Source organism: Vibrio sp. QJM3NY_26 (assembly GCF_057786005.1).
Genome location: NZ_CM173516.1, coordinates 1,515,733 through 1,536,873 on the forward strand (window position 1 = coordinate 1,515,733; position 21,141 = coordinate 1,536,873).

20 protein-coding genes are annotated in these 21,141 nt (G+C 38.6%); 9 read left to right on the forward strand and 11 right to left on the reverse strand.

The window, feature by feature from the left end:
* Positions 1 to 92: 92 nt before the first annotated feature.
* The 3 genes from AC3CH4_RS21990 to AC3CH4_RS22000 form a co-directional block, all read right to left on the reverse strand.
* Complete coding sequence (locus AC3CH4_RS21990; RefSeq protein ID WP_488543829.1) at positions 93 to 938, reverse strand: hypothetical protein; 846 nt, start codon at positions 936 to 938, stop codon at positions 93 to 95.
* 537 nt (positions 939 to 1,475) lie between these two features.
* Positions 1,476 to 3,050, reverse strand: coding sequence for a relaxase/mobilization nuclease domain-containing protein (locus AC3CH4_RS21995; RefSeq protein WP_488543830.1), 1,575 nt, complete (start codon positions 3,048 to 3,050; stop codon positions 1,476 to 1,478).
* Positions 3,047 to 3,550 carry a hypothetical protein gene (locus tag AC3CH4_RS22000; RefSeq protein ID WP_488543831.1) on the reverse strand — a complete coding sequence of 168 codons (504 nt, stop codon included), beginning with the start codon at positions 3,548 to 3,550 and terminating at the stop codon, positions 3,047 to 3,049. The genes AC3CH4_RS21995 and AC3CH4_RS22000 overlap by 4 nt, the downstream gene beginning before the upstream one ends.
* A 996-nt stretch (positions 3,551 to 4,546) precedes the next feature.
* On the opposite strand from AC3CH4_RS22000, the gene AC3CH4_RS22005 reads away from it, so the two are divergent.
* From AC3CH4_RS22005 to AC3CH4_RS22035, 7 genes are all read left to right on the forward strand, one after another.
* Positions 4,547 to 5,659: a helix-turn-helix domain-containing protein gene (locus AC3CH4_RS22005; RefSeq protein ID WP_488543832.1), complete on the forward strand. Its 1,113-nt coding sequence runs from the start codon at positions 4,547 to 4,549 to the stop codon at positions 5,657 to 5,659.
* A gap of 57 nt (positions 5,660 to 5,716) precedes the next feature.
* Complete coding sequence (locus tag AC3CH4_RS22010) at positions 5,717 to 6,436, forward strand: NYN domain-containing protein (RefSeq protein WP_016788570.1); 720 nt, start codon at positions 5,717 to 5,719, stop codon at positions 6,434 to 6,436.
* Positions 6,437 to 7,055: 619 nt separating this feature from the next.
* Complete coding sequence (locus AC3CH4_RS22015) at positions 7,056 to 7,793, forward strand: hypothetical protein (RefSeq protein ID WP_488543833.1); 738 nt, start codon at positions 7,056 to 7,058, stop codon at positions 7,791 to 7,793.
* Between the two features lie 8 nt (positions 7,794 to 7,801).
* Positions 7,802 to 7,990, forward strand: a complete 189-nt coding sequence (locus AC3CH4_RS22020; protein ID WP_065113523.1) for a hypothetical protein — start codon at positions 7,802 to 7,804, stop codon at positions 7,988 to 7,990.
* 470 nt (positions 7,991 to 8,460) lie between these two features.
* Positions 8,461 to 9,312 (forward strand): putative phage abortive infection protein, encoded by an 852-nt coding sequence (locus AC3CH4_RS22025; protein ID WP_488543834.1) that lies wholly within the window; start codon positions 8,461 to 8,463, stop codon positions 9,310 to 9,312.
* A gap of 334 nt (positions 9,313 to 9,646) precedes the next feature.
* Complete coding sequence (locus tag AC3CH4_RS22030) at positions 9,647 to 9,868, forward strand: hypothetical protein (protein ID WP_210444871.1); 222 nt, start codon at positions 9,647 to 9,649, stop codon at positions 9,866 to 9,868.
* A gap of 9 nt (positions 9,869 to 9,877) precedes the next feature.
* Entirely contained in the window at positions 9,878 to 10,012 is a 135-nt protein-coding gene (locus AC3CH4_RS22035) for a hypothetical protein (RefSeq protein WP_279432291.1), read from the forward strand.
* 257 nt (positions 10,013 to 10,269) lie between these two features.
* Here the strand turns inward: AC3CH4_RS22035 and AC3CH4_RS22040 are convergent, their stop codons facing one another.
* The 4 genes from AC3CH4_RS22040 to AC3CH4_RS22055 all read right to left on the reverse strand — a co-directional run bounded on the left by AC3CH4_RS22040 (position 10,270) and on the right by AC3CH4_RS22055 (position 14,590).
* A complete protein-coding gene (locus AC3CH4_RS22040) occupies positions 10,270 to 11,475 on the reverse strand; it encodes a hypothetical protein (RefSeq protein WP_488543835.1) in 1,206 nt (401 codons plus the stop codon).
* Positions 11,476 to 11,878: 403 nt separating this feature from the next.
* Positions 11,879 to 12,580, reverse strand: a complete 702-nt coding sequence (locus AC3CH4_RS22045) for a DUF726 domain-containing protein (protein WP_488543836.1) — start codon at positions 12,578 to 12,580, stop codon at positions 11,879 to 11,881.
* 346 nt (positions 12,581 to 12,926) lie between these two features.
* A complete protein-coding gene (locus AC3CH4_RS22050; protein ID WP_488543837.1) occupies positions 12,927 to 14,180 on the reverse strand; it encodes a Y-family DNA polymerase in 1,254 nt (417 codons plus the stop codon).
* The gene (locus AC3CH4_RS22055) at positions 14,180 to 14,590 is read right to left on the reverse strand and encodes a LexA family protein (RefSeq protein WP_061025084.1); all 411 of its coding nucleotides are present in this window, start codon (positions 14,588 to 14,590) and stop codon (positions 14,180 to 14,182) included. Before AC3CH4_RS22055 ends, AC3CH4_RS22050 begins: the two co-directional genes overlap by 1 nt.
* 236 nt (positions 14,591 to 14,826) lie before the next feature.
* Here AC3CH4_RS22055 and AC3CH4_RS22060 point away from each other — a divergent pair, with 236 nt between their 5' ends.
* A complete protein-coding gene (locus AC3CH4_RS22060) occupies positions 14,827 to 15,099 on the forward strand; it encodes a hypothetical protein (protein WP_488543838.1) in 273 nt (90 codons plus the stop codon).
* A gap of 416 nt (positions 15,100 to 15,515) precedes the next feature.
* Here AC3CH4_RS22060 and AC3CH4_RS22065 read toward each other — a convergent pair whose 3' ends face one another.
* The gene (locus AC3CH4_RS22065; protein ID WP_479255436.1) at positions 15,516 to 16,253 is read right to left on the reverse strand and encodes a DNA/RNA non-specific endonuclease; all 738 of its coding nucleotides are present in this window, start codon (positions 16,251 to 16,253) and stop codon (positions 15,516 to 15,518) included.
* A gap of 459 nt (positions 16,254 to 16,712) precedes the next feature.
* On the opposite strand from AC3CH4_RS22065, the gene AC3CH4_RS22070 reads away from it, so the two are divergent.
* Positions 16,713 to 18,020 (forward strand): hypothetical protein, encoded by a 1,308-nt coding sequence (locus AC3CH4_RS22070; protein ID WP_488543839.1) that lies wholly within the window; start codon positions 16,713 to 16,715, stop codon positions 18,018 to 18,020.
* 160 nt (positions 18,021 to 18,180) lie between these two features.
* Here AC3CH4_RS22070 and AC3CH4_RS22075 read toward each other — a convergent pair whose 3' ends face one another.
* From AC3CH4_RS22075 to AC3CH4_RS22085, 3 genes are read right to left on the reverse strand one after another with little or no spacing between them, the layout of a single operon-like run.
* The gene (locus AC3CH4_RS22075) at positions 18,181 to 19,302 is read right to left on the reverse strand and encodes an SAVED domain-containing protein (protein ID WP_488543840.1); all 1,122 of its coding nucleotides are present in this window, start codon (positions 19,300 to 19,302) and stop codon (positions 18,181 to 18,183) included.
* A complete protein-coding gene (locus tag AC3CH4_RS22080) occupies positions 19,299 to 19,793 on the reverse strand; it encodes a type II CBASS E2 protein (protein WP_108338727.1) in 495 nt (164 codons plus the stop codon). The genes AC3CH4_RS22075 and AC3CH4_RS22080 overlap by 4 nt, the downstream gene beginning before the upstream one ends.
* Positions 19,794 to 21,050, reverse strand: a complete 1,257-nt coding sequence (locus AC3CH4_RS22085; RefSeq protein WP_488543841.1) for a nucleotidyltransferase domain-containing protein — start codon at positions 21,048 to 21,050, stop codon at positions 19,794 to 19,796.
* Positions 21,051 to 21,141: the final 91 nt, after the last annotated feature.

Below are 21,141 nucleotides of genomic sequence, written 5' to 3' on the forward strand. Positions count from 1 at the left end.
TCTTAAGCGAATTAAGAATTCTTAAAAAACGAAAGAAAATTTAAGAATTCCAATTATTAACTGCTTTATCAATGTTGCGATGTGTTTACATTTTAAAATACCGCCTGCGGCGAAGTTGCCAATATCTTTTTCTTCCTTTTCTCTAGCTCTTGTCTAGGGTAGGAGTGATCTTTGTGAGTCATCTCTTGAATGCTCAGTACATCTTCGTCTGTAAGGCTTCCAAAAATATCGGCTTCAATCTGATTCTTTCTTGACTTGTTTGCTACTTGATATTTTATGTGCACTTGTGATGCGATAGTGTCGTTCAGCATCGAGAAGTCCGATAAAGGTTTGTGAAGAGCCTTCTCGTCCATGCCTTTAGCTCTAAGAATTTCTTCAAGTCTGAAGACTGCTTGTAGTAAAGATTCAGCTTCAAATGCCGTAACTCGATCGACAGATTCAATTGCACCAATTTGCTCGCAAACATGATGGATTGGGGCAGCGAGACTATGTGTAGTAATTCCATGTTGTAATTCGACTTTGTCTCGACCTTTTTGGACTTCTCTTTGCTTTCTAATATTATTTTTGTATGCAGCAACTTGACAGTAATCTTGCAGAGCATTGAAGTGATTGTCTTTCAGCTCCATGATTTCAGGTTGGTATAGCTCAGTACCAAATATCTCGAAAGCTTCTTTTTTTGAAACTGGCTTTTTCGTTGCTAAATGCAGCTTAGCGCTCAATATCACGCCGCTCTCGTCTTTAACTTTCTTTCCGTCCTTTTTCACTGTGGCTCGAATGTGTAATGAAACTTGTTTTTTATCATTCGTTTGAAGCTCATCAATGTGCTGGAAATCTGGCTTTTGAATTTGGTAATGTACAGTTAAATTATCACTACCCTGCATTTTAATGTCATTTTTTAATTTGTATTCAAGTTCGATTATTCGCTCTTTATTATTCATGCTTCTAACCATTTCTTATTATTTTTATTGGTATATGGATATATTAATTGGAATGGATAAATATAGCAATGGTTCTTGTTAATATTTGACAAATGAATATTATCAACTAGTAAGGCTTAACAATTTACTTTCCTATTGTTGTATTAAAGTTAATATTCATCTAGTTGAGGTTTTCTCTATTTAAATAAATTTAGTTCGAGTAATTGTTATAAATAAAACATATAAGGTAATAATTAATAATCAACAAACAAAGTTATGAAATTTAAATATAAATAACGGATTATCAATAATTTAAAGTTCGTAGGTTTATTGTTGGTATAGTGACGGACTCTTCCAAACGGCAAGGCTTGTTCGCATAAGCTATTTCAGACACACTAAATATAAGGTAAGAGAGAGATTCGTCGGATTGAAAAAGCCCCTCCACCCGCGCTGCCATTGCAAGATGCTTCGGGAGAAGATAATGCAGAGCGACTGCGAAAAGCGTATAAAAAGGTAATCTGGAGATTCATCGCCCCTGCTCACAGGGGCGTTTTTCGTTTATAGGGAAGGGGATAGGTCATTTGCGATAGTTCGTGCTCTAGCAGTGCTCTTTGTCCCGTCTCCTGAGCCTTGTTTGCCTTTAATGTGCATTTCTAGGTCGATAGTATCAATGACTTCGTTTTTACGGCCATCATGATGATATTCTTGATTCTCAGTAAAGCCGAAGAGATTTTGGTACTCACTGTCGAGAAGTACTTTTGCAAACTTTATATCTGTCGATGGTGGGCGCACTTCCCGAGTGTCAAATCCAAAAAATTCTAGAATCATATCGATAAACATCTCGGCCCATTTTAGCTCAAGATAAGCACGATACTCGGGGCCTGTCATTCTCGGTGTTTCTTCGAGATTTTTGACTGTAAATCGACGACTGACAATAAAAACTCCATCTTTTCGATGAGCTCTAAAGTTTCGTTTCTTACGCAGGATTTTGAGAATATGTTTGGAGAAATGAAGTTCGTCCATTTTGACTTGAACATCGTAAACCTTTTTGCCCAACAATCTTATGTCATCAAGTTTCTTGAATGAGATGATGTCCTTTTCTTCATCATCTCTCATCCTGGTTTCACGAGCTGATATTTCTTTCGCAATACTAAGTTGCTCATCGGTGATATGAGACAGTCTGTCCTTGATTTTTTTGAATCCAAACTTGCTTTGCTTTCCTAGTTTTGAGGCTGAACAGATAAAGTTCTCACCGCTTTGAGTTTTGATTCTATATGAGATGCCTTTGATTGCGCCGTCTTTAGTGTATGTAAACTGGACGCCGATACTGGCTTCTCGTAGTGCCAGCATCCACTCAGACAGAGATGGTTCTATTTGGGTTTCCGTGAGGAATTGGTCATGTACAACATTTAATCGCCTGATGATGTCGTTCACATGTGGCCTTCTGCGATCACCTTGTTCACAGTTATTAGGAACCATTTCATAAGTGCCATCAGGTTGTCGCTCTGGCTTTAGAAGGTCGCCTGGACTTGCTAGACGAGTTAGCTTGAAGTCTTTCTCTATCTGTCGAATTAATGGGAAGGAGCGCTCATGTTCTTTCCAATCTGGGATGACTTTGTTTGTCATCGTGTCGATTCGGCTGATGATGAGGTGGATGTGTGGGTTGGACTCTTTCGCGTGCTTAAAACAAATCCACTTGCAGTTTTCGTATCCGAGACCTGTCATAAATTGCTCTGCAACTTTTGCCCATTGGTGATTAGCTAAGTCTTCGCCCTCTGGGTTTGAGAGCACCCAGTGCTTGAGAGGGCGCTTGCATCTGTCGTTTCTGCTGCTAACTTCAATTAGCTCCTTGATGACATCGTCCCAGTTTTCAACGGTCGCGTTGGGTCTAAATATCATATCGTCTGCTGATCTCATTTCATTTGAAGTGATGAACTCGCTTACAGAGCCCTCCTTGGAGTTTGCGCTATATAGAAGCATCTGCTCTGCGTTTAGCTCAGTGTCATCGACGACTTCCAGTGGAACGGCGGCCTCCATGCCGCATTTACCTGATTTAGACACATAACGCATCATTTGGATGACGTCTTTTGCAGTCTGAACAGACTCTTTCGGTTTGCATTCAAATCCAATCATGCATCACCTCTCGCTTTGCTGTTCTTAAGCTTATAGCCATTCACTACTTCTTTAACTTCATCAAGTGAAAGATTATTGATGGCGAGTGAGATTATGGTGTCGGTGCTTATGTCGCCTTTAATTTCCTCGCGAAGCCCCCTGATTTCATCTCGAAGACTTACTGTGTCTTCAACGAATACTTTCATGTGCCCATTCAGCTGTTCTCCCCGATGTAAAGAGTGCATCAGTTGATTGAAGTTGCTGAAATAACTTCGTGAGCTTTTAAGAAATTCTAGCGATGTTTTAGTGATTATTGCTTTAGGCTTAATTGCACTAAAGACGCAGTCTCGAACATAGTCTGATTTATACTTATACCCAGCATCTTTGTATGCTCTCACTATAGCGTCGTTTTGAGCATTAGTGATTTTGCATCGTAGATCTTTGCTTTGTTTAAGGTGAGCTTCTTTTTTAGGTGCGCCACCTTTGTTTTTGCTTTCTTTATATTCGTTATTGTTTTTCATAGTTGTACCATTATTATTATTATTATTATTTGGTAGTGAGTTAATTTTTTGTGCTTGGCACTGTTGTTGCCATTTGAGGCATCAGTGTTGCCAAGCTAGGGATACGAAACCCAAATAAAGTCGATTTTGGCATCGAAGATGCCATTTTGGTCGTTAATCGACCAGCCAGCGAAAATTGCGAAGCGAATTTTAAAGAGCCAACGGAGTTCAAGCAGTTGAAGGGGTAGTAACGAAGTTACGTATCCTCTGAAACTCCAGCTTGCTAATTATTTAAATATATGAAAAATAAGAACAAGCTTACTATTTGAATTTAGGGTAGCTAAAAAGCTTTATTCATAATTTTTTTGCAGTGCGCGTGTGCGCTTAATTATATGTTTACTAATTTTAGATAAGGTGTTTTTCTTAAATTAGTTAATTACTAAGTTTTTAAAGAGCTATGAATAACCGTTTATTTGTATTCATTCTTATATAATAAAATTTAATTATTTATTAATCAACTGACATTGAAATTTTTAATTGTTATTTTTTTAAATTTATTTTAATATTACGACTTTTTGATGTTCTAAAAACCATATTTATTAAGGTGAACATATTCTCAAGTGTGTTTGTTTTTAATTAAATATAACCAATTTTTATTTATAAACAACTAACAAAAGTTAGTCATTTTCCACAAGATTTTTATTTGAAATGAACAAAATGAGTTAAATGAATTATGTAGACGTACAAACACTGGAAAATTAGCGGACAAAATTAAGAGTCGAGTTCAAGAAGAGGGATGCAAGATGTCTAAGAATAGTTTGATTCTCAGTAATGCTGACGTTAATTTTTCTGTGGGCTAGTTCTCTAGTAGCAGGCATAGGCTTCTATCTGATCTGTTTGTGCTTAATGGAAATACTTTTCCGTGTAACAAATTACGGATAATTACATAAATTATGTAATTACAGATTTTGTTGTTGGTGATAGTCTGCTTACAACGAATGAAGAGGAAGTCTAAATATGAACATGACTAAAGAAGAGTCCATTAGGTGGATTAATCATGCTATTGCATTTTACGAAAATTTGGGTAAGAAGCAGAAAGATCTCGCGCAAGATTTTGGTATTCCAGAATCAAGGTTGAGCGAACTCAAAAATTTACAGAAACCTCTTAAAGTTACGCCTAACCAAATAAGGCAGATTATTGATTTGTGTGGGTCACCTAAAAGAGATCCTGGTCGATTTGAGCTCGCAGAGTTGTACGATAGCTTAGAGTCGTTCTTTGAGCAGTACATACCTGTAACTTTGAATCGATTTCAGCGTGACGTTTATCAATACATGTCTACCACCCGCGTTATTGATGAGGTTCTTTATATGTGTTTTTTTGAATCGTCATCTAGAGATGACCAGATTAGAAGTGTAAACCTACTATTAAAGTCCGATGAATTTGCGAAAGTTTGTAAAGATATTGAATTTAATAGAATAGTAACGAGTTCCTCCATTGAGCAACTTTGTTCGATTACTAAGTTACATGGTTTTCAGATTTCAGACAAAGGGACGTTTCATGTTTTGAGGCAATTGTGGTCACTCAACGAGGCGCTTGACGAGTTTCAATTTGGTTGTGAAACCAATCATGGACTTGACCTTATTGTACCAAAAACACCTATTGTTCTAACTGGAAAGCGGATAGCTGCATTTATGCCAGAACATTCAATGCATGATGGGCCAGCGAACGAACTGGTAGAGAAAGAGTTAATCAGGCTAATTAGTGACTACCTTCCATCCATACGTGACCTACCAAAATTGGATAATTGGAACACTATACGTGTAGAGGTGTATTTGAGTGAGAACATGAACTATCACCTATTGATCCACATGTCTCACGGTAACTTAGAGCCATTAGACCTTTCTCATGAATCTACTATCCCCGAGGGTTTCGAATGGTGTAACTACGATGCCGCCGTTGGCGAACGTGATCGAATAGCAGTGATTAAGAATGTTAATACTTTGGATTTGTTTAGACAGATAGAAGAACTTAGGAAATGGCAAGGTTTAGAGCAAGATAACCTCTACGAACTTAAGCAAAACATAGCTAAAGCTGGAGGGCATATTCCTGGAGCTTACGTGCTGGTTTAATAACCAAGTGTAGGATGAGCAAAGGGTTATATAACTTCAGAAAGCTAGGATAATAAAATGAAAGAAGAAAAAGAAAAAATTGGCCTTTTCATCGATGCCGATAACGCTCCAGCAAAAAAGATAGATAAAATCCTGTCTGAGCTCGCTCGTTATGGAGTTGTTAATATTCGGAAGGCATATGGCAACTGGAAAAACCAGAACCTTAAGGCATGGGAGGATGTTCTGCATGAACATGCGATACAGCCAATTCAGCAATTTGATCTAACAAGAGGTAAAAACGCGACTGACATGGCATTAGTGATCGATGTAATGGATGTCCTATATACAAAAGATATTGATGTAATTTGCTTAGTTTCATCTGATTGCGACTTTACGCCCTTAGTAACTCGAACCTTGGCTGATGGTAAAACCGTTATTGGTTTTGGAGAAAGAAAGGCTCCGTCGCCATTTGTTAATAGTTGTTCTAAGTTCTTGTATCTGGATGATGACCCCAAAGAGGCTCGTCATCCAGTAGTAAAAGACAAGCAGCTACATAGAGATACACGTTTAATGAATCTACTGCGCCAAGCAGTAGAGGCAACTGAAGAGGAGAATGGTTGGGCTAGTTTGGGGCCAATTGGCAACCATATATCTAATCATGCTTCATTTGACCAACGGAATTACGGGTTCAAAAAACTAAGCGATCTGTTTGTGGCAATTGATCTATTTGAAATGAAAAAAACGAACGGTTCTGTACTGTGGGTGAGAGACAAAAAGCGGTCAAAGAAACAAAAATAGGGCATTGTCATGGTGGCAAACTAGGTGAATATTTGGCCTTGAATTTTGTGAGTAGGACGTCGTTTTACATCGTTCGTTATCCAACTAGGCCTAATGGTAAGTCTAGTTGGATGTTAGACATTTTCTTTCTCATACTCTTTCTTTATACAGGGAAGAGTGTAGGTTTTTATATACGAAAATCCTTCAGCTGATTTGCCTTATCTATGTTATCCAAGATTGTGTCTACGATATCTTGTGTTGTTAGCTGAAATTCTATGATTCTAGATTTAATCTTGAAGTACCCATGAGGCGATGGGCTAGGGGACGTGTATTGCTTCAAAATATCTGTAATGTACTCTTCAATATCTTTGGCCTTTGTATCCACTTCTGAGTAGTCATCACTATCTGTTCGCCAATTTATGTAATACGACTGGTTGTATGGTGGTAGGTCTGAAAGCGAACCAAAGATAATGTATCCATTTACATACTTTAGTTCAGGACAAATTTTTAAAAGTCCTTCGCAAATATTTTGCATAGCGTGGCCTTATGTATATCAGTGGCTTTGACAAGGTTCAATGTTTGATGAGTATGGGTAAGTTATACTCTATACCTTGAAAAACAAGGTATTACGGTAAAAAAAATGGACTTAAACTTACTAAAATCTAACTATGAATCGGTACTAAAAGATCTTAATAGTACTGACTTTATCAATGGTGAAGACAGGTATTCAGGAGTTTTTCTACCTTATCCGTTTGAGGAGTTTAGTTCTGCCAACAAGCGCGTAATGATAGTAGGAAGGGAAACTGCTAGATGGAATACGCTCAACAATAAAAATACGATAAGTCGCATTGTTAAGCATAATGATACTAAAAACCTACGATCTATCATTGATGAAGCGTTTGAACGATATTCTTGGCATTTATTGGACAAGAAAGGCGGAGAGTTAAAAGTTTCTCATCGTTCTCACTTTAAACGATTCTACTCCAAGCTTGCTCAAGAGCTTTCTCTCAGCCCTCAACAGCTTATTTATGCCAACTTGTATGCTTGGGATTATAACGGGGTATCGCCACAACGGCGCGGTAAAGAAGAGTTCTCGGTTATTCAAAAGTTATCCGCAGAGCTTTTGGTTGAGACGATCAAATTTTGTAAACCCGATAGTATTGTGTTCGCAGTTGGATGTAATCGTAAAAACGATGAGACAATTAAACTTGTCATGAACAAGTATTTTGGAGGGTATCAAACGAAGGAACTGGAGAGCAAAAAGTACTGGAGATTTACTAGTAATGGTATGGATTGCTACAGGATAGCTCATCCGAGAGCAAACTCTAAAGAGCAGCAAGACTTTCGAAGCTTAGTTATTAATAAAGTTACAGGGTAGTGAGTGTTATGACCGCAATAAATGCCAACAACATGATCAACAAGGCTCAAGTTATTGAAGCTTATGTAAAGGCAGTAAACGATTTAGATGACTACTTCGAATACCGCTTTGATTCACCCAAGGATAAGGAATTTGTCTTACGTGTACTTGCTGAACTAAATGATGCGCTAATTAGCACCAATAAGTCAGTAGATTAACGGCATACATACTTGAGTCATCAAAGACGGGATGAGCAAAAGCACATTTGATTGCCATCGTACTTGATAAGGGTGAGGGCAGGCCTTTTGCTCTGATGTTTTTGGCTCCCCGTTACAGATCTTTTCTTGGATAGTCAGTATTAAGACCTTAACTCCTGTCCAGAACCTTTATGGGCTGAATTTTTACCCGTGGCATTTTTTAACACAAAAATTCCCCACTCCTTGTTAGATCTTCTACTTATTAATATCTTATTAACCTGAAATTGTCCTACTCAAATTTATCCGATTGAGTTGATATCTTATCGCTCCCGTTTTTAGACGGAATTTTGAATGCTTAGTACACCTTTAAGTGTTTTAACCTATTGATTAATAGTTAAAATGATATGACTAAGAGTGCATTATGTAAGAGTAAAAAGCGACAATTTGTCGGCTAATAGGCGTTATGATTTTTCTATTTATTGGAACTTAAGATGGAACCGAAACAAATCGAAATTGGTGTCAAAACAAGTAAAAAAATTGCTGCTTGTTTCATTGTCTCTACTCCTATGGTGTATGTTGTTTGGTTTTTCCTGATAAACGATATTCCGTTATCTACAGACAGTTCTGTATGGGGCTCATTTGGAGATTTTATTGGTGGAATACTAAACCCGATGATCGCGTTACTTGCATTTTACTGGTTAACTCAGTCCGTATTGATTCAGAAAACTGAATTGGCAGCGACACAACAGATTTTGAAGGAAACAGAAAATGCTCAAAAAGAACAAGCTAAAACTCAAGAGAAGAAGCGGTTTGAAGATACGTTTCATTCATTACTCAGCCAAATGAATTCAGTATTCGACTCGCTTAATGAGGAGGTAGTTGTACAAAACAGACCTCAAAAATCTAAAATTGGGAAACTTCACCGAAATATTATAAAAAACGGTGTCGGCTTATCTCCAGTCGAAAGAGCTGGCAACATGCGATGCGATATCGAATGCAATCATTACTTTAGGATATTATATCACCTGTTAAAGTTCATTATGCTTAATAATAATTATGGTGGTGAACCGTTAGATTTTGAAGATGCCATTACTCGAGATGTTAGTAAGACCGAAAAATTTTACACAAATATAGTTAGGTCTTTTATCAATCAAAAGGTAACTCAATTACTAGCTGTGAACTGCGTGACGATATCAGCAAATGATGATTTCTATAAGTTTAAGTTACTGGTCGAAAGGTATGCTTTGTTGGAGCATTTGAGTTTTGAACACGAGTGGATGCATGAGCTCAGAAATGTTTATGAATTAGGGGCGTTTGGCGATCACCCGCTAGTACAATTATAACAATAAGTTTAAGAGTGACTCACACCGTTTGGCGTTATGAGTATATTAAGGAGGTATTATCACTATTATAAAAGAGGTTGCATATGATTATGCCAAATCTAGCTTAGATCACGAGCTTAAACGCTTTGATGCACTAGATTCAAAGGCTAATAAGTTTTTAGGTTTGGTATCTGCGGTATTAGGTATCTTTGCTAGTTTGGTTGGGTGGGGATTTGGTAAGTTCTTTCCACCCGTTACCGCAATGCAATGCTGGGTAGTGTTTCTTTTATTTCTGATTGTATTTGGCTTAGTCGGCTCATGGTTTAAATTATTTGCATCCATCCGAATTACTAATATGCCAACATTAAAGCTAGAAGAACGTGCATGTGATTATCTGAGTCAAGAAAATGAACAAGTATTCAAAGATATATTGAAGATTTATGCGAACCTAATAGAAGTCCACAGATCGGTAATGACTCAAAAAATTGAGTTGGTTGACTCAGCTTATAGGTATATTCAGTTTAGTGCAGTAACGACTATCGTCGCTGCATTCTTCATATTACTTTCTCAATTGTAAGGAAAAATAATGACATCTGAAAACAAGCGTCCAAATGATAAAACTCCACATACCCCAACGCCTAAGCAGGGAAATGATGGTGGTGGTATAGGAATCGATTGGGTTAAAAAGAGTCGAGAAGATCAACCAAAGGAGCGTGGGTAATATACTCATACAAGCAGGCTTCAAGATACCTTTTCTAATTAAAAATTGGCACGTTAGAATCCATACTCTAACGTGCTTTTGTCCAAAAACATCACATCCTGAATTTTCACGCGTGGCATTTTCGAGCTAGAAAATGCCCCATTTCCACTTAGTGCTTTTACTCATTCACATGCTGTTTATGTACGTTTGGCCTACAAAAAATTATCCATTTTTAAACCTTTTCATTGGCTTGTCTGGTCTTTTACAATTCATCAGAATCAATATAAGCGAATGAAAAGGTCGACATATTGTGATTCATTCTTGGGTAAATCCTCCCATTCAAACTCTTCGTTACGTTGCAATAAAAGTGCTGCGGATGCTATTGAATAGAACATTTCTTCATACTCTGAATGCTGTTCATCGCTCGCTAGCGCCCTAAAAGCGTGTTGTATTTCAGTGATTAGGTCATAACATAGATTTTTTTCTTGTAAAAAATTTAAACAACTCTCACTAGAATTCAAATGATAAGTTAATTTATAACTGATTTCATTATTGATTGAAGATGTCCATAAAGAGCAATGAGCATGGAGGAATAATCTAATCAGCTGATGACTATTGTTGAGCATAAGTTTGTGATGACTACCAATTTTAGGTTCAATTAGTCTATTCATCGCTTTTAGCCATTCGATACGAATGTTTTGTGTACCACTATATGGGAAGTCGGTTACTGGTAGATTACAAAACGTCATTAAGTCGTATATGACAAATTTAATTACTTCTAACGTTTTCAGTGGTTCAAAATAATCAATATATATATCTTCAACTCGGATTGTACCGAACTCTCGCTGACCAACTTGAATATGTAGCAGTCGACAAATTTCAAACATGTCTCTGATTAACTGTTGCTCATCTATGCCTTTCGAACGAATTGATTTATCGATATTCTCATACAGATGAGTGATGTCATTTATGAAAGTTGAGTCTTTTTTAGAGGAGTAAATGCAAATACAGTTACTGAAATTATTTTTTGGGAAAAGAAGCTTATAGAGAGTAATAGTATCAACGAATGTTACCTTTCCTTTAAGTGTCGCTTCAAAGTGATTTATGTGGTCTAAGAATTGTTTTTTGTGATCTAAATATTTTTGAAAAACTAACATTTCTCTCTGCTCGTTCCACATTTCTTTTTGCTGGCGCTCATGAGATTCTCGTTTTTTACGTTCTTCTCTTAGTGCGTTTTGCTGTTGACTGCTTTCTCTTTTACGGTCAATTTTTTCTTTCTTTTGTTCGTTATGAATTTGTTTGTGTTGATTGATTAAGAAGCCTAAAGTACAGATAGTACCGAATGCAGCAGCCCATGTGGCTACATCACCAACCTCTAATCTACCGCTAATATACATGTCCCAGAAAAGCCCAAAAAATAGCCCCCCAACCCAGACACCGAATATGCCCGCTAAGAAAAAGAACACAGCGTGAGATGATTTCATCGAAGTTACCGATCAAAGATAAAGAGCAGCATTCTACATAATATTTAATTGTTATTAAACGTTACCACCGATCTTCTACATCGTTGTCCAGCAACAGCGCTGGGGAAGCCAGATCACATGATTGAAATCATGCTTGTAACTTACAAGACGCTAGCAGTTGCTTTAACCTATCGACACTTTCTATACTTGAGCTAATTCATGGTTCACTAATTTAACAGGTTCGCTGAAACACTTTTGTCCAACTTTCACAGGTAGAATTTTTACGCGTTACACTTTTTTAGCTCAAAAGTGTCCCTTTACGAGTTTGCAAAGCCCCCAAAATATTTGTCGATGGGGGAACCTAAACCGCTATATGAACTAATATTACTTGTAAATAAATCCACATCGCCAAAAATAAATTATGCTAAATATCCGAACTTATAATGGAGGCTATGTAAGTTCCTAGTTCTTCTTTTTTATATTCCATGTGTCCACTGACGAGGTGCGAAGCATCGAAATTTTGTATTTGTTTCTGAAATGGCGAGTTGATTTTATGCCGCCCAATAGGAGTGCTACGGAATGCAGTCCCTGTGCGGTAAAGATACTTTAAAACACTATCGTTTTTTGAGTACACATTAAATATTCGCAAGCTGTAATTGTTTAGAGCAAACTGATTCCAATCACCTTGGTTAGAAACAGCACCACCCAGTAAGAAAACATTGTTTAATCGTTCAACGCGTTTAAGGTTGCGCAATGTATGGTAGCTTACACGAGCACCAAGAGAGTGGCCCATGACAACGTAGTTACCACTGTTTGAGTCGATATATTTAGCTAAGAATTCACCAGCTTCCTCGGTGTTGACTATCGACTTTCTCCATTCACTCGTCATGGCGGTCAGATCTACAGCTGATTTTGCCGATGAAAGTAAGGCCATACCTGGAACAAATGCGGATAGGGCAAAAGTTGCGACCTTCGAACTGGCAATACGTTTAATATTCTTACCGATGTTGCTTGCTGGCCACTCTAGATGCAATACAGTTGCGTCTTTGTAAGTGTTCTCAACAATGCTCAACCAGTCAGTTAAGTCGTTATCTGACTCCGAAAGGAAGCCATTGATAACAATCACAGTAGTATCTGTTCCTGATCGTATTTTACTAAGATTTAGACCCATCGATTATTGTTACCTATGAATTGAAAAAAACTGTAATTATGAATGAAATAGCTAATCACTAAAGTGATGATAGGCACGATTTATGTAATCATTCATGAATAAAATTCTAATAGAATCATAGTATTGGTTACATATCCTGGACTTTAACTTCTGTTGATAAAAAATAGGGGTGAACATATATATTATGTATAGATCACAGCCTCGATCTCAGTTAATTGACTCAGAGCTAGTTCATGAAGCTATCAACTTGCTTTTCTCTAAAAGCTTGATAAGAACAGGTCTCGACTCTTCAAGGTCTCAATTAACAGAGCACTCTCGGTAGGTCTTTTAACTTTGTCGTGTATTGAGGGGACAAGAAATTACGCTTCATAGCCCAGTCTTGTGTAGTTCCTTGGGCTGCTAGGAATATCGAATCTCGCCCCAGTTTGTTATTGAGTCTATCGATGGCTTGCATCAATGCTGGCTTGTCAGGTTCTGAAAATAAGTCCTGTTGACGCTGCCGATCGGATACTAGGTTCATCGCACCTACGCCAATCTTGTAATAGCTGACACCTGGCTTAAACAATCTAGTTGCCATCAACGTCACAGCTTTAGTCAACTTACCTGTGTCATTGGTTGGAAATTCAAATGTGCAGGTGTCTTTGAAGTTTTGTGGTAAATCATCGAAAGGCGAGGTGTTGGCAAAAGCCATGAGAATAGCGCATGAGCTCTTTTGGTTGCGTGCTTTTCTTGCCACTGTGGCTGCGTGAAAGGCGAGGGCTTGCTTTAGCTCTTCAAGTGACGTTATTCGGTTACCGACACTACGAGTGCTAAATATCTGTTGTTTGTCCGCTCTGCATTCGTCCCAAGCCTTGCAAGGATGGCCATTTAACTCACGAACGGTTCGTTCAATTTCTACATTGAAAGAGCACCTTGCTTGTTCAGGACATAAATTCGCTAGATCTAGAGCCGTTTTAATCCCCATTAACTTCATACGTTGTGTCAATCTTCTTCCAACGCCCCAAACTTCAGATACAGGTTGTGATGCTAAATATTGTTGGCGTTTGTCTTCAGAATCTATGATGCAGACACCATTCAATTCTTTGTCAACTTTTGCAACTCTGTTAGCCATTTTGGATAGTGTCAAAGTATCACCAGCACCAAAGCAAACGGGCAGTCGACATTCTTTCCAGACGGTTTGACGAATTCGTTGACCGAAAGAGGTTAAGTCTGACTCAATATGTGAAAAACGGCTGATATCTAAAAAGCATTCGTCTATTGAGTAAATGTGGCTCCTCGGTGAGAAAGCAGTAATTGTGGCCATCATTTTTGCAGACAGATCAGCATATAAAGCATAGTTTGATGAAAAAACGTTCACACCACGCTTTTCAATGAGTGTCTTTTGCCTGAAATAGGGCTCAAATTTCTTAACTCCAGCTTCTTTTGCCAACCTATTTGCTGCTACAACGGCACCATCATTGTTTGATAAGACAATACAGGGTAGGTGTCGTAAATCAGGTCGAAATACTTGTTCACAAGCGACATACATAGCGTTGCAATCTATAAGAGCAAACATTACATGAACTCAGGCAGTGGTTTATGTAGACGAATAGAACGTATCACAACCCCTTCAATAGCAAAGGCATCTTCTGGATGGATCTCAATAGGTAAATGATGAGGATTTGCTGACAGCAAAAGCCTGTTATTCACATCAAGGATCTTGCACATAAATGCACCATTTAAGCTGACAATAACGGTATCAAAATGCTGAGCTTGTGGCTTTCTATCGATGACTAACAAGTCACCGTTGAAGATGCCAATTCTTTCCATGGAATCTCCATTAGCATAAGCAAGATATGTAGCATTAGGGTTATTCACTAAGACAGAATCCAGTGAAACACCAAGCTCTACATACTCAGCCGCTGGTGATTCCCATGAGGTGAGTGAGCAAGATATACTGGATGAGGAAAGCGGTAGAATGTTCATATTTACGACCTTAGAATCTATACTGTATAAATATACAGTATGAGTTCTGAAGCCGTCAATGTTTGTAAAACTAAGTGCGGTTTAATTAGCCTATGTTCGAGTTAATAAAGCTCACTTTTAAAAGTTGGGCTTGTTTGAACTAATCAGTTATGCAAGCGACTGAATCGTGATTCTCTTCACATGGTGGCAGTCAATTCCAATACTTTAACTATGAGTGTTTTTATTATTCTGTACGTATGAATACTAAATCAATTTTTCTAGAGTATATCCATCGCGCAAATACTCAGTGCGATAGCTGTTTAAACCAGTTGTTTTCATTGATGGCTCAAGCTGTGATGAAGGTCGATTCTGATGACATAGCTTTGCATTTGATGAGCGATGTATCGGATCCCGACCTGTTGCTGCTGATCGTCTTAACCGATATTGATTTAACTACTCAGTATGACGAGATCGTACTTGCGACCGCAGTCACTCACGTAATGAACTTTGAAAATCACCCACTTCACTAGATTTGTAGCTTGGTGTTTAACATGCAGTCGTTTGGACAGTTCATTAGTACACTCATCCATATAACTGGTTAGTTCTTTCACTGGATTGTTAATTTGAAATGGGTTAAATGTATAGGGTCACTTTCACTTTAATATTATATATAGAGTAAAAGTGACCCTCATGAAGACATACCAAAGCTACGCTTTGAAAGAGCTCGATTGGTTCATGGGCGTAGCCCATGGTTGTTTCTAGGTAAGTTAAGTATCTCAATCCTATAAAGAGCTACTTGTTCTTGAAGTAGTGGACTAAATAGCTTGATTACTTATTCGTAGTTACACTGCATGTTGGAAGTCGGAAATTCAAATGGAAGTGCGGCATAGCTACAACTTCTAGCATGTTCTGAGCTGACCAATTCGAGCCCAAATAACCTCAGTGATCAACAACCTAAACGTTCCAATATTTCATTACTATCAGCTAATCCACTTGGCAGGGTATATGGGACGATTGATCTCAATTCAGACACTGCTAACTTTTTCGTGCAGTAATTAGTATCTCTGGTTGTGTGTTGGTTCATGAAAAAGGCTACAGAATTGCCTTTCTCATCGTACACAATTTTGTAGTAATCCGAAGGTATTGCATGAGGCTCATCAGCTTTTGGCAAAGCATCCATTTCGTTACGGTAGAGAGTCCCCGTAATAACGTACAGGCTTTCTCGAAACCCAACGGCATCCCTAACTGCTTCTTCCAAGTTTTTCCATGCGCCTTGGTTTAAGTCTTTTGATTGGGGAGTGATATTCGATAAATAGTTAAGAGTAGGCCAATAGCGACTGCCGACAAAACTGGCTAAGGGAGCCTGGTGCCCACGATCAACATCGAGCTTACTTGAAGCCCCAGTATAATCACCTTTCTCTAATCGTTCAGCTTCAACAAGTAGAGGGTTATTTTTCCAAGTCCGATTAGTTGTTGTTCCAAAGTTAAGAATATCGACTTCATATGCGACCCAATCAGCAAACTGTGTTTTCTTATTTTGAGAGAGCGCGTACAAACGTTCGAAGATGACAACATTACCGTCAATTTCAAGGCTAGGGCAGCCAATTGGGCAGTTTGGTGTCCGAAATTCAGCAGCACTCAAAACCCCTGAGGCTAACACTGTAATTGCTATCCATGATTTCATTATCATTCCTTTAGATGAGCTTCGACCCAAATTTAGCATAACTATCAAAACGGTAGAAGCAGAGTGGGTTAACGTCTCTGAAACGGGAGTTCCTCGTTTCATTTCATTTTGGTTTCCTCGTGAGCTTCCTTATTCTGACGTTTTTCCTAATTGGCCGTTTTATTCTGACGTTTTTCACAATTTCGGTCTTCGGCTTTAGGGGTTACTGTGTACAGAAGTGGCATAGTAACCGAGAAAAGCCCCTTCACTTGTTGCCGAATCCAGTCTGAGTTACTTTTGCCCCGAAATGAGATATCACTTTTCTGAGCCATCAATGCTCAAGCAGAAAAAGCCGTATCGTCGTTCAGACTGTTTCAAGTTGATAGAAATTTATTAATTGAATAACGACAACATAGAGTACTTGCTCTGAGACTCATACACTTTAAACTCTATACTAATGTGTTTTCATAGGTGCTCTATATGTTCTTTCAAACAAAGTATTATTTGCTCAAGCTGCGCATTGCTACTTTGCTTTACCGCATTTTACTGCAATATAGGTTGTATAAATTTCGAAAAGGTAGGTATGGGAGAGCAGGAAACGACCTTAGATATGTAGCTTTTACTTTGTTTAGCATGCAGTCCGTGAAGCTGTTTCCCGAATACAGCATGTATCAACATGACAAAATGGCAAATAAAGTAAGGAATAAAGCTTTTGGCTTTTATGATGTAGGTGATGGCTTCAACGAGAAATTATCTGTTGATGAAGAGATTGTGTTAGAAAGCGTACCTCTAGAGAAGTATCAGGGTTTAATTTCAGACTATCACAATTTATGGAGGTATAACGCAAAACGAAACTTGCTAAGCTTTCACGAAGCCACTTGGGATAAGGCACCTCAAAGCCACATAAAAATTGAAGAACTCAATGAGATTAAAGCCAATCAAATATGCGTGGCATCTAAAATGGCACGCAAAGAGAGCCGACAAAAAAAAAAGCTACTGACCAAGAATAGAGTGAATTATTTTGCGGCTGACGTTATTGGTAAAGTAGAAGTAACTAGTCAGCAATTTTCAACATTTCTCGCTTTTTTAACGGCAATGTTTTTTGTCAGTGGCTTCCTGCATACTAAGCTTTTGTTTTGGAACTACGATATAAATGTTGGGGACTTTTTCACAATTAATGATTATGTGTCTGCGAGCATTGAATCGATAGCTTGGCTTTTAGTAACCACCGTCATGTCTTTACTTGGCGTTCTGTTTGGTTCAGTTAATGCATTGAAGCAGTTTGCTGTTGAAGAAGATTATGGTCAGAATGATAAGTTAAGAGCATTTAAGGGTTTTGGTTACAAATTACTGGCTATTGGATTTATTAGCCTGCCAATAGTCTCAGGCGCTATAACAGGGAAGATAGAACCTAGAACTATTTACTTAAGTGCAATTGTAGCCTTTTATCTGTGCTTTTTTAGATTGCCCATCTGGCGCTATATCGAAAATTACAAACAAGTTTCAATCTATCTATTTATAGTTGTAGCCATGGCTATAAATCTTGTCTATTCATCCATAGATCATGCGTACAAACTAGAGAGTAAACCCAATACAGAGCAGTATTCTGTCGTATTCAAAGACTCAATAAAACAAATGCCTAATCACTCGTTAATCATGCTGAATTCTAACTTTGGCTTCTTTTTAGCACATGATACGCAAGATCTGGTTGTTGTAGAAAGAGGAGAACTAAAGATGATAACTGCGAAAAAAAATGACTCAATTCTTGATACTTTGACCGTTCATTGATTAAAGGAAATAAGCGAATACGTCAACTCATTGTTGTCCAGAACCTTCATAGTTAGCACTTTGTAACTCAGAAGTGCTCTAGGATTTTGCTAGTACTGCTCTTCATTCAATTAACCTCACTAATTGTTGGCAAAAGACAAGACCTGACCCCATTGCGTATTTAAACTGCTCGCTTTAAGTGGTCATTACTTGGAGTCGTAATGATGGAAGGAGCTGCGTGCGCTACATTGGTAATATGAACTCCCCATGGGTAAGGAACATCGTTATTTTTTTCGTACTGATAGATTGTAATTGGGGGAAGGTTTCTTCGGTCATATGCCTGGCCAAATTTGAATGCGACACTATTTTGTGAGGCTAGTACGAGGTGGATCTCCTCATAGCCATCAGCCATTATAGACTTAACGTTTTCGATTAAATCATAAGCCAAGCGACTCTGCTTTTTGCTTGACCAATGATTATCAAAACGTTTTGTGGCCAGCCTTAAGTGGACTTGAGGCATGTTCGGAAAACACTGATCAATAGCTTTCTCATCAACGAGATACGAGAAAGATACTGCAAGTACAACAGCATCTTTACGGGTAGCTTGCTTTTTAATTACCTCAAACGTCTCTAGATCATCATTGATGGCATCAAGTGCTCTCCAACATGAGATTTGTCGATCCCAATCAAGAACCTCGACAGATGATTCATCATCTAATAGATATCCTGACAAGAAGGCAAATGGAATAGGAACTAATCCTCCATAAACGACATGGAAGTCTTCAGCAGTCACGCTATTTCTACGCTCTTCTATAGAGAGCTCTAGATTAAGAAACTTCTTAAGTGCCAATTTTGGTTTACTTACTGTTCCATTAGCAAGACTATCTCGGATATCTATCACAGTATTCGAGATTTGTTTACCTTTATGTTTCTGCCTAATGTGTTCAGATAGGGGAGAATCAGATGTATTTACTAAGCCTCTTTGCTCTATTGTGAACATAACTTTTTTCGTAAGCTTTCGGTGTTCCATAACTGAACGAATTATCTCCCAAACTAGCCCAACTATCATGAGCAGTATACTGAAAGAGAAACCGACAAAAACGAGTAGGGTGGGTACGTCAGAACCTACAACATCAAGTCTAATGAGTTGACTAGTTGTTGAATATTGAGCATTGAACGCTACGCCTCCCATTAGTGTTATCGGGAAAAAGGAGGCTCCCGTTCTAAAAACGAACAACGCAGGTGAACGCTTTCTAAACAACCAGTTGGTGGTCTGAACAATGATATAAGTCAGCAGATTCATAACTTTCCTTTGTTTGAGGTCTGATGAAGAGAGTTTTTTTGTTGGGCAATGTATTGTTCTATCGTGAGTTCACCTGGATGGACACCACCGCCACGCCATTGTCCATCTGATAACCAAAGCTCCCAATACAATAGCCATTCTTGTGTCCATGGAATGATCGACTCTGAGAACAACATACTTGGAACCCAATCTTTGGAGCTTCCGTTGTTAAACATCAGGCATGGCTTGGTATTCTCTTTTGAGTAAAACTCGTGAGGGGAGCGCTTCCCTCCTGATATTTCTCTAAGATTTGGTGACAAAACCTCCACTTCAGGAATACTGCTTAATCCCCCCCACCTTACAAGGACTAAGTATTCACGGCTAAGTCGTGAAGGTTGCAACCATTGCCTCCACTCTAGTTGTAACCCATTCTTCCTTTTGATGATTTGGCCTCTTCCGCCATGGTAACGCTTTTGCAAAGCGTTCAATTGTCGACGAAGGTTATAGGTCATCTATAAATCACCGTAGAAGTTATGCTTAGGGACTGGCTTTGCAGATGCAGATGTAGATAACCCTAAACCCACGGAAGAAACAACGGCTTGATCCATCGCTCTGCGGTTGTTCAAAGTATTGGCTAATTTTTGCTGAAGACCTCTTGCTGCTTGAGACCCAAATATTAATTTTGAGCGTTCAATGGTCTCGTCAATACCCTCACCTGATTCAAGTAGCCTTGCCAAGTCATCGGTGGCATGTGCATACCATGCTTTAAATGCATGAGCTAACATCGGTTTCTCGTGCCACTTATCGGCAAAGTTTTCCAAAGGAAGTGCTGGGTTAAGAATTGTATAGGCGAAAGTGCCATCAGATAAGCGCTGCTGGGAAATGAAGCTTGGCATAGCCTCAAGTACATCTAATACCAGATCAAAAGGGTTGCTATACTCTTTGTTGGATCTTGCACACTGCTCATATGCAAGACCAGCTAGGGTAGTGATGATTATACTAATCGGGGCGTAGTCAGAGTAAATGTTGTGATTGTCTTGCTTCCACATGTCTCTATGTCGTTTAAGCAGTTGAACAACAATCTGAAGCACAGTCTTACGAACCTGACCTGGTAGTTGCTCAACGGTTCCAGCATTCATCCCATTTTCAATACGGTAACTGCTCTTTCGACTCCAACGAATATCTTTACTGCATGCACTTCTAAACCATGTTCGGTAGCCATGAGGTTGAGAAGGGCTATTAGCAGTTTTGGTATCAGCAACCCTGACATTATTTTTATAACTTGGGGCGCCTAGATCTTCTGGCATGCTAGGAGTAATGTCCATGTGAAAGCCTTGACCTTCGATACCTCCGTAACGAAGAGTGACACACCGACGCTTTGGCACACTCTCAATTTTCTGACCATATCGCTGGGAATCTCTCAATACACTGATCAAGCCATAGAGGAGTTCATTAGCTTCGTGTACAGATGAAGGATAGCGTTTATTTGGTATGTGAAGAACTAGATCTATATCCATGTCAGAGTTTTCATTAATAGGCTTTACTGATGTCCCGATACCGACACTACCTTGAGCATAAATGTAGCATTCAGCCAGCCATCCCTCTTGATTTGCCAAGTAAGACCCAATAGCTTTGTAGGCCTTTTTAAGCTGAGACAACTGTGTTTCTGTCAAATCTAGGTTCGAGGTGATTTGAGAGATCATTTCGAAGCAGAACTCTTTATCGCTTGCACTTAGTTGTCTTAGTGATTTGAAGCCTTGATCTTGCACAATTACCTCCTAGTAACACTGTTAATGAAATAACCATAATTTCAATATGGATCATGCTAACAGATCGAAATGATACATTGCAATGATCTAT

What these genes read in the sequence shown, in the direction of transcription:
- AC3CH4_RS21990 (WP_488543829.1), bottom strand. Translation starts at nt 938, where the DNA reads ATGAATAATAAAGAGCGAATAATCGAACTTGAATACAAATTAAAAAAT.
- AC3CH4_RS22035 (WP_279432291.1), top strand. Translation starts at nt 9,878, where the DNA reads ATGACATCTGAAAACAAGCGTCCAAATGATAAAACTCCACATACCCCA.
- AC3CH4_RS22015 (WP_488543833.1), top strand. Translation starts at nt 7,056, where the DNA reads ATGGACTTAAACTTACTAAAATCTAACTATGAATCGGTACTAAAAGAT.
- AC3CH4_RS22040 (WP_488543835.1), bottom strand. Translation starts at nt 11,475, where the DNA reads ATGAAATCATCTCACGCTGTGTTCTTTTTCTTAGCGGGCATATTCGGT.
- AC3CH4_RS22075 (WP_488543840.1), bottom strand. Translation starts at nt 19,302, where the DNA reads ATGAATCTGCTGACTTATATCATTGTTCAGACCACCAACTGGTTGTTT.
- AC3CH4_RS22000 (WP_488543831.1), bottom strand. Translation starts at nt 3,550, where the DNA reads ATGAAAAACAATAACGAATATAAAGAAAGCAAAAACAAAGGTGGCGCA.
- AC3CH4_RS22010 (WP_016788570.1), top strand. Translation starts at nt 5,717, where the DNA reads ATGAAAGAAGAAAAAGAAAAAATTGGCCTTTTCATCGATGCCGATAAC.
- AC3CH4_RS22020 (WP_065113523.1), top strand. Translation starts at nt 7,802, where the DNA reads ATGACCGCAATAAATGCCAACAACATGATCAACAAGGCTCAAGTTATT.
- AC3CH4_RS22055 (WP_061025084.1), bottom strand. Translation starts at nt 14,590, where the DNA reads ATGAACATTCTACCGCTTTCCTCATCCAGTATATCTTGCTCACTCACC.
- AC3CH4_RS22065 (WP_479255436.1), bottom strand. Translation starts at nt 16,253, where the DNA reads ATGAAATCATGGATAGCAATTACAGTGTTAGCCTCAGGGGTTTTGAGT.
- AC3CH4_RS22030 (WP_210444871.1), top strand. Translation starts at nt 9,647, where the DNA reads ATGCCAACATTAAAGCTAGAAGAACGTGCATGTGATTATCTGAGTCAA.
- AC3CH4_RS22025 (WP_488543834.1), top strand. Translation starts at nt 8,461, where the DNA reads ATGGAACCGAAACAAATCGAAATTGGTGTCAAAACAAGTAAAAAAATT.
- AC3CH4_RS22005 (WP_488543832.1), top strand. Translation starts at nt 4,547, where the DNA reads ATGAACATGACTAAAGAAGAGTCCATTAGGTGGATTAATCATGCTATT.
- AC3CH4_RS22070 (WP_488543839.1), top strand. Translation starts at nt 16,713, where the DNA reads ATGTTCTTTCAAACAAAGTATTATTTGCTCAAGCTGCGCATTGCTACT.
- AC3CH4_RS22050 (WP_488543837.1), bottom strand. Translation starts at nt 14,180, where the DNA reads ATGTTTGCTCTTATAGATTGCAACGCTATGTATGTCGCTTGTGAACAA.
- AC3CH4_RS21995 (WP_488543830.1), bottom strand. Translation starts at nt 3,050, where the DNA reads ATGATTGGATTTGAATGCAAACCGAAAGAGTCTGTTCAGACTGCAAAA.
- AC3CH4_RS22080 (WP_108338727.1), bottom strand. Translation starts at nt 19,793, where the DNA reads ATGACCTATAACCTTCGTCGACAATTGAACGCTTTGCAAAAGCGTTAC.
- AC3CH4_RS22060 (WP_488543838.1), top strand. Translation starts at nt 14,827, where the DNA reads ATGAATACTAAATCAATTTTTCTAGAGTATATCCATCGCGCAAATACT.